This window comes from Thalassospira australica (assembly GCF_044790785.1).
GTDB lineage: Bacteria > Pseudomonadota > Alphaproteobacteria > Rhodospirillales > Thalassospiraceae > Thalassospira > Thalassospira australica_A.
This window is the reverse complement of record NZ_CP085258.1, coordinates 1,709,148-1,723,140: the sequence shown is the minus strand read 5'-3', so window position 1 is coordinate 1,723,140 and position 13,993 is coordinate 1,709,148. Positions and strand designations below refer to the sequence as shown.

Sequence of the window (13,993 nt, the reverse complement as noted above, 5' to 3'; positions counted from 1 at the left end):
CTGATCCGATAGGAGGTTCATCCACCATGTCACGCCTGAAATCCATGATCACCGCCGCCACCCTTGGCGCCGTCGCGATGGGAATGACCAGCCCGGCCTTTGCCGCCGACAAGCTCACCATACTGCTGGACTGGTTCGTCAATCCCGATCACGCGCCCCTGATTGTCGCCAAGGAAAAGGGCTTTTTTGCCAAACATGATCTGGATGTCGAGCTGATCGAACCGGCCGATCCATCCGCCCCGCCGCGCCTTGTTGCCGCCGGTCAGGGCGATGTTGCCGTGAATTATCAGCCACAGCTTCACGTACAGGCCGCCGAAGGCCTGCCATTGACCCGGATCGGCACGCTGGTCGCGACCCCGCTCAATAGCCTGATTGTCCTCAAAGACGGCCCGATCAAGGAAATTGCCGACCTTAAGGGCAAGAAAATCGGCTATTCGCTGGCCGGTTTCGAAGATGCCTTACTCGGCACGATGCTGGGCAAATACGGGGTTTCGATTGATGATGTCGAACTGGTGAATGTCAATTTCTCGCTCTCGCCCTCGCTTTATTCAGGGCAGGTCGATGCGATCATCGGTGGCTACCGCAATTTCGAACTCAACCAGATGGAAATTGAAGGCAAGCCGGGCAAGGCATTTTATGTCGAGGAAGAAGGCGTTCCGCCCTATGACGAGCTGATCCTGACGGTGCGCAACGACAAGGTCGATGATCCGCGCTATGCCCGCATGCTGGCCGCCCTTGAAGAAGGTGTGCAATACCTTATCAACCATCCCGATGACAGCTGGCAGGCCTTTATCTCGGCCTATCCAAACCTTGATGACGAACTCAACATCAAGGCATGGGCCGATACCCTGCCACGCTTTGCGCTCCGTCCGGCTGCTGTTGACCGCACCCGTTATGCCCGCTTTGCCGATTATCTGAAGGATCAGGGAATTGTCGAAACCGTTCCACCGCTTGACAGCTACGTAACCGTGATCGAATAGACCGATGGGAATGCAGGCCGGAACGCGACGCGGTTCCGGCCTTTTCCATTGACCGGACCGCACTTGCACAATTCCCGATCCGCGACACATTCATAAGATCGAAAACAACAATCAGCCGATCAGGGGATTTGACCGCGTGACGAATGATAACCGACCACCACATCACACCGATTCCGGATTTGAAAACCGCTACCCCCTGCCTGATCGGGTCAAACGGTCTTTCTGGCGGTTTATGAAACGGCGCTATTTCGGTGCCGAAAACTGGCCGAAAGCCAAGCACCAGCACGGAAAAATCCCGACCGAGGCCCCAAATCTGGATGCGATCCACAATCCCGATCCCGCACGTCTGCAAGTCACATGGATCGGCCATGCGACGGTTCTGGTGCAATATGGCGGGCTCAATATCCTGACCGATCCGGTCTTTGCCAAACGGGCATCGCCGTTCCGTTATGTCGGCCCCAAACGATACAGCCAGCCGGGATTGCAGATCGATCAGTTGCCAGATCTTGATCTGGTGCTGCTGTCGCACAATCATTACGACCATTTCGATATCGAAAGCCTTGGAAAGATTGGCAATACACCGCGCTATATCCTGCCGCTAAAAAACGGAACTCTTCTGGAAAAGGCCGGAATCTCCCCCGACCGGTATGACGAAATGGATTGGGACCAAAGCCTTTCGCATGGGAGCGTTACCATCACCCATGTGCCCAGCAATCACTGGTCAGCGCGCACCACCAAGGACCGCAAGGAAATGCTGTGGGGCGGCTACATCCTTGAATTCGCCGATGGTTATCGTTTCTATTTCGTCGGCGATACCGGCTGGAATGAACGGCTGTTTGCCGAAATGGGCGAACAATATGGCGGGATCGATTTCGGCCTGATCCCGATCGGCGCTTATGAACCCAGCGATTTCATGAGCAACGCCCACACCAACCCCGAAGAAGCCGTTCAGATCATGCAGGTAATGGGCGTCAAACAGGCGCTTGCCATTCATTGGGGCACCTTCGTCCTGACCGCCGAACCGGTTGACGAACCGCCAGTGCGATTGGCATCGGCGCTCAAGGATGCCGGCATTGCCGATGATGATTTCATTGCCGCCCCGATTGGGGCGACACGGCTTTTTGACGGCAAAACCGATCATCAGACTGGTGTTTTGCCGCAAACCGACGCTGCCCAGTGACATCAGACCCGCGTGCGCGGTTTGCGGATGCTGCCATCCTCAAACCGTGAAAGTTCCATGCCCTTCAGGGTTATCGACGGCTGCCCGGTTGTGATCCAGTCGGCCAAAACCTTGCCGACCACCGGCCCCATGGCAAACCCGTGGCCGGAGAAGCCGGTGGCGACGAAGAAATGCCTGGGGTTGTCGAACTGATCGATCACCGGTATGGCATCCGGGGTGACATCGATATCGCCCGCCCATTTATCAACAACACCCACCTGCTTGATTTGCGGAAAAACCTTTTGCAGGTTCGCCATCGCGTTTTTGACGCGCACCTCGTAAGGCTGCGCCTGATTTTCCCGCCGCCCGATCAGTGGTTGTTTCGATGCCGCCGATCCCGGCAAACGATCAACAAGGTCATCTATGAACCGTTTGTTCAGATGGAATTTGAAGGTGGCCCAATTGGCAAACAGGCCCGGTGCAAAATCGCGGGCATATTTGAACCGGCCCAATGTCAGATCCAGATCGGTCATGAATTCGTCAGCGATATTCATCGAGCCATCGGCACGTTGACGAAACGCCAGACCGGCGGCCAATGTACCGGCGGCCGAGATATCAGGCACCGGGGTGGTTCGGATCACCGTGCCACGCGTGGTTTGCTGCGGCAGGCGACGGCCGAATTTTGCGACGAATTTATGCGTCGCCGCACCGGCAGCACAGATGACATATTTACATTTGATCTCGCCACGTTCTGATATGACCGAACTGATTGCGCCGCCACTTGTTTCAATCCCGATGGCACCGCAGCCCTCTGCAATAACGGCACCGAGTTCACCGGCACGTTTTGCGATGGCGGGGGCGGCCTTTTTTGGCTCGGCCTGCCCGTCAGAAGGCGTATAAATTCCGCCAACTCCGGGGCGCGTGATGCCCGGTGCGATTCTGGCGACGCCCTTGGGATCAAGCACCTGCGTTTCGATATCAAATCCTTTGGCGTCTTCGATCCATTGTTCAAATTCGGCCATTTCCACATCGTCGCGGGCAACGAACATGACCCCGCCCTGCCGCCATTCCAGATCGGCATCAAGTTCCTTTTCAAGCCCCTGCCAGATACGATTGCACTCGATCATCAGGGGCAATTCAACCGGGTCGCGGCCCTGCTGGCGCACGAAGCCCCAGGCACGACCGGACTGATGCGAGGCGATGGTATCCTTTTCCAGAAGGACAACCTTCATGCCCGCCCTGGCAAAGTAATAAGCGCTGCTGGAGCCATGAATACCGCCGCCGATAACCACGACATCGCATTCTTCGGGAAGGTCAATTTGGGGATCGTTCGTTGTGTGGGGCATTTGAATAGGTCGTTCTTTTGTTTTCGTTTTGGGATGTGGCGTGTTCCACGTTATGTTGCGTGGCAATAAATGACAACAAAATCAGGTGCCACCATGTCTGCCGATAACAGGAAACAGCAACCTGCAACCATAACGGCCCAGGCACTGGGCTGGGTCGAGGAAACCACCCGTTCGGTCACCCCGCCGATCTATCCCTCGACCACGTTTGAACGCAATACCGACCTCAGCTATCACGACGGCCGTTGCTATACCCGAACCGACAACCCGACCTATGATCAGGCCTGCGCGGTTCTTGACGCACTTGAAGGCGGCGCACAGACGCGCCTGTTCGCATCGGGCATGGCCGCCGCAGTTGCCTTGCTGCATGCGTTATCACCAGGTGATCATGTGGTTGCGCCAAAGGTGATGTACTGGGCACTTCGCAGCTTCATGCTCGATAGCGGGGTGCGCGCCGGACTGACATTTGATTTTGTCGATAATGGCGATACCGCCCAATGGGTAAAACATATCCAGCCGGGCAAAACCAGAATGGTCTGGCTGGAAACACCCGCCAACCCGGATTGGCAGATCACCGATATCGCCGCCGTTGCCCATGCCGCGCACAAGGCCGGGGCGATTGTCGCGGTCGACAATACGGTTGCCACACCGCTTCTGACCCGCCCGATTGACCTGGGGGCCGATATCGTCATGCATTCGGCAACCAAATATCTGAACGGACATAGCGACGTTCTGGCCGGTACACTTACCACCGCCGACAAGAACAGCGAATTCTGGCAACGGGTTTGCAAACAGCATGCAGGCGGCGGCGGGGTTCTGGGTGTGTTCGAAGCATGGCTGCTTTTGCGTGGCATGCGTACCCTGTCAATCCGGGTCGAACGGGCCTGTGCCAATGCGATGGCAATCGCCCGCCATTTCGAAAACCACTCCGAAATCGAACAGGTCCAGTATCCCGGCCTTGAAAGCCATATCGGCCATGGCATCGCCAAACGCCAGATGAACGGCGGATTTGGTGGCATGTTGTCGATCCGGGTCAAGGGCGGCAGCAAACGGGCCGTGGATTTCCATAATCAGTGCAAACTGTTCAAACGCGCAACGTCGCTTGGCGGGGTTGAAAGCCTGATCGAACACAGATCATCCGTCGAAGGCCCGACCAGCCCGGTGCCCGAGGATTTGTTGCGCCTGTCGGTCGGTATCGAAGATGCCAAAGACCTGATAAATGATCTTGAAACGGCCTTGGCTTTGAGCAAATAAAAGCCGATTGTTTGATGCCTGAGCGAACTGGCAAGAATGGACTGGATATTCCGCGCGTGATGAGAACTGCGTCTCGTGCCTTCAATCGGCACTGTTTTAAACGTTCCCTTTTGACAGGTCTTGCCATAACGGCATTGGTGCCGGTTCTGGAATTTCCGGTCAATTCTGCGTCCGCACAAAATGACGCAGCCACCGAACCGTCGGGCATGCGCGATATTCCCGATGCCAATTCCCTGCCCCCGGCACCAGGTCTGATTTTCGACATGAATACGCAAAGCTATGTCATGTTCGACGAGATGGTTTCGCGCCTTGCCGGAAAGCGGTTTGTTTTGATCGGGGAAAAGCATGACAACCCGATCCACCATCATCATCAGTCGGAATTGATCAAGGCGCTTGGCAAACGCGATGATCACCATCGTGCAATTGTCTGGGAAATGTTCAATCGCGACCAGCAGGACAGCCTTGATCAGGCATGGCAGACCGTTTCCCCCGAGGAGCTTGGCCCCAAGATGAACTGGGCTGAAAGCGGCTGGCCATTATGGCACGACTATGCCCCGATTGCCGAGGCGGCAAAGGCACAAAACCTGGCGATGATTGCCGGGAACCTGCCACAAGACGTTCTACGCCCGATGATCCGCGACGGCATCAAAGCCCTGCCCGCCGAGTTGGCCGGGAAACTGGCATTACCGCCCCTGCCCGATGATATTGCCGAACGTTTCAACAAGGAAATTGCCGACGGGCATTGCAACATGCTGCCCAAATCGCAATTGCCTGCCTTCGGACTTGTGCAATTTGCCCGCGATGCGTCGCTGGCGCGTGCGATGATCGATGCGGACGCCCGCAGGAATATCGATGGTGCATTCCTGATTGCCGGGGCAATGCATGTTCGTGACGATATTGCCGTCCCCTATCACCTGCGGCGTTATGCACCCGATTTGCCCGATGATGACATTGCAGTCGTCATTCTGATCGAGGCAGACGATCCGGGCGAAAACCTTCCGGGTGTGCGTGATTATGCGCTTCGGATGGGCTCGGAAAAAGTTGTGGATTTCATGTGGTTTACCAATGATCTGCCGCGCGAAGATCCATGCGAAGACCTGAATATCGCCCAATAATCGACTGAATTTACAGCCATTTGATCCGATTATTTAATTCGGCGCGGCAGCCAGTCGGTGGTCGCGACCGGCTTGCCCTTGTGCGAGCGCATGACACGCGGGCGGACGACTTCCTTGGCCTCGGGCGTGGTCGCACTTTTGCGGACCGAGGTATAGAAATCGACCATCACCTGAAACGGGATCACTGTCCCCGGTGCCTGTTTATAGGCATCAAGATAGGGCGGATGATTGCGCACGGTTTCACTAAGATGTTCGACCGAGTGATGACCGAATTGCGACCAGATGCTTTCGATGAAATGCTGCGTTTTGGGATCAACCGATTTAAGGCGGACATCCGGGCGGCTTTCTTCCATCACCGCATAGACGTTTGGTTCAATCGGGCCAATATCGTCGGCAATAAACACGGCCGGCATCAACATGCGGCCATGATAGTTCGCCCCGTAATAGGCCTGTGCGAGATACAGCAGACGATGAAGCTTTTGCGGCTGCAGATATTCGTTGTCGTTTAACGCATGATCAATCAGGCGAAAAACGGCTTCGAATACGGAATTGAGGACCGGCTTGTTCTGCATATCTGATCCAGCAAACGAAACGCATGGCGGATCACGATCATAATGCCGTGCTGGCACGACAACAAGGACCGGAACGGAATGTGTATTTAATTTTGAAGAAAATCCGGCAGGCGATCAGATATAGGCATCCACCCGTGTACCGCGGATACCCGCACCATGCACGACGGCATTGACCACGGCATAGAATGACGTGCCGCTATTGGTGCCAAGGTTGAACGGGATTTCCAGATCAAGCAAGCTTGCGAAATCGATATCGCTTTCGGGTGAAATCGCGCCTTCGCGATCACTTGCGCGGCGCGCGGCCGACAGGCGGCTTTGTTCGGCGCGTTGGTCTTTTTGCTCACCCGCACTGCCCTGACCGGATTGCTGTTTGCCTTTGCCGTCGATATAGGCATTGAACAGGATACCGTCATTATCGGGATCATAGGTGTAATGTTCGCTGGGTGCCTGGACCTGGCTATTGCGGTCAACCGTCGCCACACCGCGCGCACCAGCAGCCGCAAGTCGGCCATACTGGCTGACCTGGCTTATAGACTGGTTATTGACGGCAGGTACGACCATTTTCCTCTCTCCAGCCGGAACCGGAACATATTACAGCATTGTTCAACTGTAAGATTATATCCCAATTACGGCCCAAAAGAGACAAGAATCGTCATTTTCCGTGGCTCAGCAACGGTTTTAAGGCGTCAATCGCCTTCAAATTCGACCTGATGGAACACTTCCACACCACGATCACGGATTTTTTGCGCCCCGCCAATATCGGGAAGATCGATGATGAAGGCACAACCGGCAATCTCGCCGCCCGCCTTTTCGATCAGATCAATCGCGGCAAGAGCAGTACCGCCCGTCGCAATCAAGTCATCCATAACCAACACACGCTGGCCGGGTTTGATCGCATCGATGTGCATTTCAATCACGTCCGAGCCATATTCAAGTTCATATTCGACTTCGATGGTTTCGCCCGGAAGTTTGCCGCGTTTTCGGATCGGCACAAACCCGACACCAAGGGCAACCGCAACCGCCGGACCGATGATAAAGCCGCGTGCCTCGATCCCGGCGATGACATCGATCTTCTTGTCCTGGAATTCGGCGGCAAAACTGTCGATCACATCGCGCAGGCCTTCGGGGTCGGCAAACAGCGTTGTGATATCGCGAAACATGATTCCCTTTTTCGGGTAATCGGGAATGGTACGGATCAGCGACTTGATCGACATCGTGGCAACTCCGGACGGCGTTTCGAAAACGAAACTGGAAAAACAAAACCGCCATCTTTAACACCAGATGGCGGTTTGAAATCAAGCTTTCCGGAATTGGGCGGATTGTTGCCGTCCTTTGAATGCGATCCGGCGCTAGGCCGCGTGCGCGGTTGTCCGATGCGTTACCGCATTGTTGGCAGAAACAAAATCATTGGCAAGTTTCTTGCTGATTTCGGCACGCGTGCCGCGCGGCAACCCGGTACCGGCTGCCTGCCGGTTACCCCATACGGCACGGTAAAGGCGATAATCATGGTCATTGATCTGACCAAATACTTTTTCGACTTCCATCAAGGTCTGGACATAACTTTTGTTCATGTCAGCCATCCTGTTGCTCGTGATGTTCCGAATGACAATTCCCTTCGGAAACGACACCCGGCTTTGCCAGCGCATCGTCAAGCAGCGATATAATCCCCCAAAGGCCGCGTCTCAACGGCAGGACGGTGACAAGATCGGGAATATTTTGTGACATCCCGCCTTAATCGAAAAAAGTTTCTGTAAAACAACATTCTGGCTAACTGAAAAAATCCGCCATTTTGCAAATGCCCGGATCGGCTCAGTGCATCTTTTTGTTGGCTTCGGCCTGACGGGTTTCTTCATCGAGTTTCTTTTTAAGGGCATCGGCATATTCGCCGTAAATGCGACCTTCGATGGACAGTTCAAGAAACCGGATATAGTCCTGCTGATTGTCGATTTTGGCGCGTGCGACGGGAATCACATCAAACGGGCTTTCGGCATCCAGCCCGTATTTGCGGATCAGTTCCAGCATTTCGGCTGTGATCTGTTCGAGCTTTTTCTGCGCATCCGAAAATGAAAGGCTCATGATGTTTTCCTGTTCTGCACGATGATCATCCGCCTTATGCCTTGCCGTGTCGCGTATGACAAGGTTTCGCCCCTGCAAACTATACCGGCGGACGTCCACCTATCCGAATGATCCGGGCATTTTGGCTCTCGACTTGAGACAAATCAAAGACCTGCACCCCGCATGGCCCGATGCTGCATCCGGGACAGTTTGATACGGACCATCAGTGGATCATTGATGGCCCGTTCGCATGCATTTGCATTATCCAATCGGGGATCAGTGATGAAGTTGTTATCGGCTTTCAATGCCATGGGCATTCGCAAACGTTTTATGTGGGCGTCGGCCTTCGGCGTGACATCCACCGTAATCATCGCCCTTGCCATGATGATGTTTGCCGAAGAAAAGGCAATGGATGCCAAACTTCATCAACTTAGCCAGAATGAACTGACATCGCTTCATGCGCTGATTGTCAATGTCATGGCGGCCCGCCCTGACGATGCCGACGATATCGGTATCGATGTTTTCAACAACTGGTTTGAAAGCCGCAATCTGGATTACCCCGGCGAGCTTTGGTCAGCATGGGGACCAACGACCCTGGCCTATATGAAGGAAAATGAGGACAAGGAACTGAAAACGCCGCGCGATGCGATTGACCGCGAAGCGATTGAAACAGGTCAAACCATCGGTCGCTATACCGACGAGGGCACCTATCGCCTGTCGATGCCGATTGTTCTGGGCGTTACCAAAGGGGCGGAGCGCGAGGTCTGCTTTAGCTGCCATGGCGCCATGGACGCCGAAAAAGGTGACGTGATTGCCGTTCTGTCATCAAGCCTTTCGGTTGCGCCAGAACAGGCGAAAACCAATCAGATCCTGATCGGCATTGTGATTGGCGGCATTGCCATTGCGATTGCGACCATCATCGGCATGCGGTTGTTATTGTCCAAAATCGTGACCGAGCCACTCAGCAAACTGGGTTCGGTCATGACCGAGCTTGCCGATGGCAAAACCGACCTGATCATCCATGATCTGGATCGCAAGGACGAAATCGGGCGGATGGCCCGATCCGTCGATGTGTTCAGAACCAACGCGGTGGCGAAGAAACGCATGGAGGCAGAACAGGAAGCCGCCTCGCGCAAACGCGAAGAACGCATGCAAACCCTTGAAAAACATATCGGCGGCTTCGAAGGCGTTATTGCCAATATTGTCGGTTCGGTTTCAACATCGGCCGAACGGATGCAAAGCACCGCGCGTGCGCTGGTCGGGGCAGCCGACCTTGCAAGTAAAAGTGCGACCACAGTTGCCGCGGCCTCCGAAGAAGCCACCGTCAATGTCCGCACTGTGGCGGATGCCGCCGATCATTTATCGCAGTCGATCACCCGGATTGGCGATCAGGCCCACCATTCGACCGAAATCACCGCCGAGGCATCGCGCGAAGCGGAAATTTCCAGCAAAACTGTTGCCGGTCTTTCGGATGCCGCCGGTCGCATTGGCGAGATTGTCGAATTGATCAGCGATATCGCCGGGCAAACCAACCTTCTGGCACTGAACGCAACCATCGAGGCCGCACGGGCAGGTGAAGCAGGCAAAGGGTTTGCCGTGGTTGCAGCCGAAGTCAAGAACCTTGCCAACCAGACAGCACGCGCCACCAGTGAAATTTCCGACCAAATCCTGGCGATACAGGAAGAAACCGGAAAAACCGTACAATCAATGGACGATATTTCCGACGTTATTTCGCGGATCACCGATATCACCAACACAATTTCCAATGCCGTCCGCGAACAGGCCGATGCCACCGGCGAAATCGCACAGAATGTCGAACAGGCAGCCATCGGCACGCAGGAAGTCAGCAGCAATATCGAACGCGTCAGCGATACGGTTGCCGAAACCGATCAGGCAGCCCATCAGGTTCTGAAGGTTGCCGAAGAACTCGGGCAGCTTTCAACCGAACTTCGCAGCGAGGTTGACCGTTTCCTGATCAGCATCCGGGCGGCCTGACGCCAAAAGCATTATAAATACGGCATGTTGTCCCCCGCACTGTCTTTGATGGTGCGGGGTTTATTTTTGGGTGTCTTGCAATCGACCTGCAAAATCAAAGGTTGAATAGATATAGCCGATTATTGGAAAATTTGCCGTTGGTGGATGACGGGATAGCAAAATTTACCTGACGGCAACGGACGATATGTCTATTCTGGAAAAAAGAGGTATTAAACCTCTGAAAGTTCTAATCGGGTTGGGGGGATTCGAGCGGTTCACGCTTGGAGAAAATAAAAGACAATGTCTTTTACGACGATTTTGGGGATTCTGGTCGGTCTGGGGCTGTTTATCGGTTCCATCTTTATTTCGACCGACAATTATTTTGTGTTTGTCAGCCTGTCGAGCGCGTTGATGGTTATCGGCGGGACATTGGCAGCAACCTTTATTGCCTATGAAGCCCGCTATGTGATCCTGGCGCTGAAACTGATTTTCAAGATTTTCCGGGCACCGCAGATGGGCCGAGGCCAATTGACCGGCGAGGTCGGCCGGGTTGTCAAATGGGGTTATCTGCTTCAGAAAAAGGGCATCAACGCCCTGGAACAGGAAGCGCAGCGTGTGGGCAAGGATGAACCGTTTCTGGGCTGGGCGATGGAAGTCGTCATCACCGGGTATAACGGTGATGAAACCGCCGAAATGCTTCATAACGCGATTGAAAACGCGTTCAGTCGCAATCTGGTGCCTGTATCCATCCTGAAAAACATGGCCGGTGCCGCACCGGCATTTGGCATGATCGGCACGCTGGTCGGGCTTGTGATCATGCTCGATAAAATGGCCGACGATCCGACACAGCTTGGCGCGGGACTTGCGATTGCCCTGATCACGACGCTTTACGGGATTGTTGCCGCACGGTTCTTTTTCATGCCGGCCGCCAACAAGATCCAGCAGCGTGAGGAAATCATGCGGTTTCGCAATTACCTGATTGCCGAAGGCCTGATCATGCTGGCCGACCGCAAGGGACCGCGCGCGATCCAGGACAAAATGAATTCGTTCCTTGATCCGGCGATCCATTTCAATATCGACAAGTCCGCAAAATAGCGGCTGCAGACGATACCTTGACGACAGGAGGCCATGATGGCCCGACGCAAATCACCGATGCGCCAACGACCGGAAGAACCGGTTGATGAAGACTGGATGGCCACCTATGCCGATGCTATCACGCTTCTGATGGCGTTTTTCGTGATGCTGGTCAGCTTTTCAAAGGTTGAAATCCCGCTTTTTGAAAAGGTCCAGTCGGGCATCGCCGAACAGATCGGCAAGCGTGAAATCGTCCGCCCGACGCAGGTTCTGGAAACCGACCTTCAGGATGTCGTGTTCAACACATCGATGGATAATTCAGTCAATGTATCGACCGACGATGAAGGCATCCTGATGGAACTGGGCAGCGGGCCGTTCTTTCATCCCGGTTCGGCCAATCTGACACAGGATGCGGTTATTTTCCTGAAAGATGTTGGCGATCTGCTGAGAGAGCCCCGCTACCTTGGCTTTCAGATAGAAGTCACCGGTCATACCGATGACAGTCCGATCAACACGCCGCGTTTCCCGTCCAACTGGGAACTGGCCGCCGGGCGGGCCATTGCCGTTGTTCGGTTTTTAACCGCTGTGGGGGTCGATCCCGACAGCGACCGCATGCGGGCCATATCCTATGGCGACACCAAACCGAAGCTGCCCAATCGCGACGATGACGGCAATCCGATCGAGGAAAATCGCGAGGAAAACCGCCGCATCGATATCCGCATTTTCCCGAAATATTCGCGTGTATTCTGACGGTATGAGTTCAGGGGGAAAGCTCCCTATTCGATGACCAGAACCATTTCATCGCGCGCGGCAAAGGCATTTGACCATTGCGCGCGTGCCTTCTGTTCAATCACGGTCATCGCCGCGTCATTGTGATCGGGATCATGATGGAACAGGGCAAGGCGTTTGGCATTGGCCGCCCGGCAAAGGCGAATACCTTCCTGCCAGGTGGAATGGCCCCAACCGACCTTGGCCGGGAATTCCTCGTCGGTATAGGTGCTGTCGTAAATCACCAGATCGGCATTCTGGATGAAATCGAGGATCACTTCATCGGGCTCACCCGGGACATGTTCGGTATCGGTGACATAGCAAACCGATTTGCCGCCATGTTCCACCCGATAGGCCGTGGCCCCGTTCGGATGCCGTAGGGGAGCAGTGCGAACCACAATCCCCTGTGCCGGGTTCAAAACCGTGCCGACGGTGAAATCGTCGAATGTCAGTTCCGACTGCATGGCCGATAGCGGGACCGGAAATGTCGGGTCGGCCATCTGGGCGGAAAAAACCCGTTCAACCCCGCCCTGATCGGTCAAATGCCCGGCAAGCACGCGAAACCGCGCCGCAGGATTATAGGCCGGAACAAAGAACGGAAAGCCGTTGATATGATCCCAGTGGGTGTGGGTCAGGAAAATGCTGGCCCCGGTCACCTTGCGTCGGATCAGATCCTTACCCAGATTGCGAATACCCGTACCTGCATCAAAGATCAGGGTCTGATCACCAATCCGCATTTCGAGACAACTGGTATTGCCGCCATAAACAACATGATCGGGCGACGGGCAGGCAATGCTTCCGCGGACTCCCCAGAACTTGACATCAATTGCCATTCATCGCCTTCCACATCTGCCTGCTGCTTTGACATGCAGGATAAGGATCATTTGGTTGAAATATAACATTGATTTCTGGCAATCCAATTGCCCGCATTCTATTTTTGCGATCTTGCGAAGACGACAGTTCCGATTTCAGCCCCGAAAACCTGGTCTGCCCGCCCGCAATTTACGGCAATTTCGCAAAGACCTATCGAATTGCGGTAATGAAAACCCTGCCCCAAGGCAACATCGGAAAATGTCCGGGCTGCCGAAACAGATTGCCCGTTAATCAGAATAACCTGATCGCGGTCCTGCCAGCCCGGTGCCACGCGAAGCCCGGTCATCAGATTGCCGTAGCTGTCGATATAAATGATTTCGGAAAGTTCATCCGGCCAGCTTTGGGCCGGAATATCACGCAAGGCCGGATCGATTTCGTCAAGCTTTACGGGTTCCCCGCTGGCAATCATACAGGCAACAGGGGCAAAAATATCGCGTCCGTGAAAGCTTGGCGATGTATTTTCGGGCTGCCAGTCAATCACCCTGATACGGCAATGACTGGCCCGCCGGATCAGGATTTCAAACAGCCCGTTATCCGGCCCGACATACGATACCCCGTCACATTCGACAACAATCCCGCGCCGTTTGCTCCCGACACCCGGATCGACAACACACAGCACCACATCACCGGGCTGAAATTCGCAGGTCAGTGCCGCAAGCAGATAGGCCGAAGCCCGCGGATTACGATCCGGGGCATCGACCATCAGATCACAGACAGCCAAATCAGGCGACCTGCGCCCGATCACGGCGCGCATTGCCCCGCCATAGGGGCCGGTTACACCAAAATCGCTGAAAATCAGGATCATCTCGGTTTTCCGGTATTCCGG

The 13,993-nt window shown here is 54.7% G+C and carries 16 protein-coding genes; 7 read left to right on the top strand and 9 right to left on the bottom strand.

Translation table 11 applies throughout. The features are described 5' to 3' along the window. Positions 1-26 precede the first annotated feature (26 nt). Together LG297_RS08270 and LG297_RS08265 are read left to right on the top strand one after the other, a co-directional pair. Entirely contained in the window at positions 27-980 is a 954-nt protein-coding gene (locus LG297_RS08270; protein WP_404426441.1) for an ABC transporter substrate-binding protein, read from the top strand. A gap of 136 nt (positions 981-1,116) precedes the next feature. Next, a complete protein-coding gene (locus LG297_RS08265; protein ID WP_404426440.1) occupies positions 1,117-2,160 on the top strand; it encodes an MBL fold metallo-hydrolase in 1,044 nt (347 codons plus the stop codon). A 2-nt stretch (positions 2,161-2,162) separates the two neighbouring features. On the opposite strand, the gene LG297_RS08260 is transcribed toward LG297_RS08265, so the two are convergent. Further along, a complete protein-coding gene (locus LG297_RS08260; RefSeq protein WP_404426439.1) occupies positions 2,163-3,485 on the bottom strand; it encodes an NAD(P)/FAD-dependent oxidoreductase in 1,323 nt (440 codons plus the stop codon). A gap of 69 nt (positions 3,486-3,554) precedes the next feature. Here LG297_RS08260 and LG297_RS08255 point away from each other — a divergent pair, with 69 nt between their 5' ends. Then, positions 3,555-4,736: a trans-sulfuration enzyme family protein gene (locus tag LG297_RS08255; RefSeq protein ID WP_404426438.1), complete on the top strand. Its 1,182-nt coding sequence runs from the start codon at positions 3,555-3,557 to the stop codon at positions 4,734-4,736. A gap of 14 nt (positions 4,737-4,750) precedes the next feature. Further along, positions 4,751-5,851 carry a ChaN family lipoprotein gene (locus tag LG297_RS08250; RefSeq protein ID WP_404426437.1) on the top strand — a complete coding sequence of 367 codons (1,101 nt, stop codon included), beginning with the start codon at positions 4,751-4,753 and terminating at the stop codon, positions 5,849-5,851. Positions 5,852-5,880: 29 nt separating this feature from the next. Here the strand turns inward: LG297_RS08250 and LG297_RS08245 are convergent, their stop codons facing one another. The 6 genes from LG297_RS08245 to LG297_RS08220 form a co-directional block, all read right to left on the bottom strand. Next, positions 5,881-6,423 (bottom strand): Panacea domain-containing protein, encoded by a 543-nt coding sequence (locus LG297_RS08245; RefSeq protein ID WP_404426436.1) that lies wholly within the window; start codon positions 6,421-6,423, stop codon positions 5,881-5,883. A gap of 114 nt (positions 6,424-6,537) precedes the next feature. Continuing rightward, complete coding sequence (locus LG297_RS08240) at positions 6,538-6,984, bottom strand: hypothetical protein (protein WP_404426435.1); 447 nt, start codon at positions 6,982-6,984, stop codon at positions 6,538-6,540. A 125-nt stretch (positions 6,985-7,109) separates the two neighbouring features. Further along, positions 7,110-7,637, bottom strand: a complete 528-nt coding sequence (locus LG297_RS08235; RefSeq protein ID WP_404426434.1) for an adenine phosphoribosyltransferase — start codon at positions 7,635-7,637, stop codon at positions 7,110-7,112. Positions 7,638-7,772: 135 nt separating this feature from the next. After that, on the bottom strand, positions 7,773-7,994 hold the full coding sequence (locus LG297_RS08230) for a hypothetical protein (RefSeq protein ID WP_404426433.1): 222 nt from the start codon (positions 7,992-7,994) through the stop codon (positions 7,773-7,775). 1 nt (position 7,995) lies between these two features. After that, positions 7,996-8,148, bottom strand: coding sequence for a hypothetical protein (locus LG297_RS08225; protein WP_404426432.1), 153 nt, complete (start codon positions 8,146-8,148; stop codon positions 7,996-7,998). A gap of 84 nt (positions 8,149-8,232) precedes the next feature. Next, positions 8,233-8,499, bottom strand: coding sequence for a hypothetical protein (locus tag LG297_RS08220; RefSeq protein WP_404426431.1), 267 nt, complete (start codon positions 8,497-8,499; stop codon positions 8,233-8,235). A 261-nt stretch (positions 8,500-8,760) separates the two neighbouring features. Between LG297_RS08220 and LG297_RS08215 the strand changes: the two genes are divergently transcribed. From LG297_RS08215 to LG297_RS08205, 3 genes are all read left to right on the top strand, one after another. Then, a complete protein-coding gene (locus tag LG297_RS08215; RefSeq protein ID WP_404426430.1) occupies positions 8,761-10,473 on the top strand; it encodes a methyl-accepting chemotaxis protein in 1,713 nt (570 codons plus the stop codon). A 279-nt stretch (positions 10,474-10,752) separates the two neighbouring features. Next, the gene (locus LG297_RS08210) at positions 10,753-11,547 is read left to right on the top strand and encodes a motility protein A (protein ID WP_404426429.1); all 795 of its coding nucleotides are present in this window, start codon (positions 10,753-10,755) and stop codon (positions 11,545-11,547) included. Positions 11,548-11,583: 36 nt separating this feature from the next. Beyond that, complete coding sequence (locus LG297_RS08205; RefSeq protein WP_404426428.1) at positions 11,584-12,276, top strand: flagellar motor protein MotB; 693 nt, start codon at positions 11,584-11,586, stop codon at positions 12,274-12,276. Positions 12,277-12,302: 26 nt separating this feature from the next. Here the strand turns inward: LG297_RS08205 and LG297_RS08200 are convergent, their stop codons facing one another. Both LG297_RS08200 and LG297_RS08195 read right to left on the bottom strand, forming a co-directional pair. Further along, on the bottom strand, positions 12,303-13,127 hold the full coding sequence (locus LG297_RS08200; RefSeq protein WP_404426427.1) for an MBL fold metallo-hydrolase: 825 nt from the start codon (positions 13,125-13,127) through the stop codon (positions 12,303-12,305). Positions 13,128-13,225: 98 nt separating this feature from the next. Continuing rightward, positions 13,226-13,972 carry an S-adenosyl-l-methionine hydroxide adenosyltransferase family protein gene (locus LG297_RS08195; protein ID WP_404426426.1) on the bottom strand — a complete coding sequence of 249 codons (747 nt, stop codon included), beginning with the start codon at positions 13,970-13,972 and terminating at the stop codon, positions 13,226-13,228. Positions 13,973-13,993: the final 21 nt, after the last annotated feature.

Excerpts from the sequence above, each read along its gene's own strand:
- LG297_RS08270 (WP_404426441.1), top strand. The coding sequence starts at position 27 with ATGTCACGCCTGAAATCCATGATCACCGCCGCCACCCTTGGCGCCGTC.
- LG297_RS08260 (WP_404426439.1), bottom strand. The coding sequence starts at position 3,485 with ATGCCCCACACAACGAACGATCCCCAAATTGACCTTCCCGAAGAATGC.
- LG297_RS08255 (WP_404426438.1), top strand. The coding sequence starts at position 3,555 with ATGACAACAAAATCAGGTGCCACCATGTCTGCCGATAACAGGAAACAG.
- LG297_RS08250 (WP_404426437.1), top strand. The coding sequence starts at position 4,751 with ATGCCTGAGCGAACTGGCAAGAATGGACTGGATATTCCGCGCGTGATG.
- LG297_RS08245 (WP_404426436.1), bottom strand. The coding sequence starts at position 6,423 with ATGCAGAACAAGCCGGTCCTCAATTCCGTATTCGAAGCCGTTTTTCGC.
- LG297_RS08240 (WP_404426435.1), bottom strand. The coding sequence starts at position 6,984 with ATGGTCGTACCTGCCGTCAATAACCAGTCTATAAGCCAGGTCAGCCAG.
- LG297_RS08235 (WP_404426434.1), bottom strand. The coding sequence starts at position 7,637 with ATGTCGATCAAGTCGCTGATCCGTACCATTCCCGATTACCCGAAAAAG.
- LG297_RS08230 (WP_404426433.1), bottom strand. The coding sequence starts at position 7,994 with ATGAACAAAAGTTATGTCCAGACCTTGATGGAAGTCGAAAAAGTATTT.
- LG297_RS08225 (WP_404426432.1), bottom strand. The coding sequence starts at position 8,148 with ATGTCACAAAATATTCCCGATCTTGTCACCGTCCTGCCGTTGAGACGC.
- LG297_RS08220 (WP_404426431.1), bottom strand. The coding sequence starts at position 8,499 with ATGAGCCTTTCATTTTCGGATGCGCAGAAAAAGCTCGAACAGATCACA.
- LG297_RS08215 (WP_404426430.1), top strand. The coding sequence starts at position 8,761 with ATGAAGTTGTTATCGGCTTTCAATGCCATGGGCATTCGCAAACGTTTT.
- LG297_RS08210 (WP_404426429.1), top strand. The coding sequence starts at position 10,753 with ATGTCTTTTACGACGATTTTGGGGATTCTGGTCGGTCTGGGGCTGTTT.
- LG297_RS08205 (WP_404426428.1), top strand. The coding sequence starts at position 11,584 with ATGGCCCGACGCAAATCACCGATGCGCCAACGACCGGAAGAACCGGTT.
- LG297_RS08200 (WP_404426427.1), bottom strand. The coding sequence starts at position 13,127 with ATGGCAATTGATGTCAAGTTCTGGGGAGTCCGCGGAAGCATTGCCTGC.
- LG297_RS08195 (WP_404426426.1), bottom strand. The coding sequence starts at position 13,972 with ATGATCCTGATTTTCAGCGATTTTGGTGTAACCGGCCCCTATGGCGGG.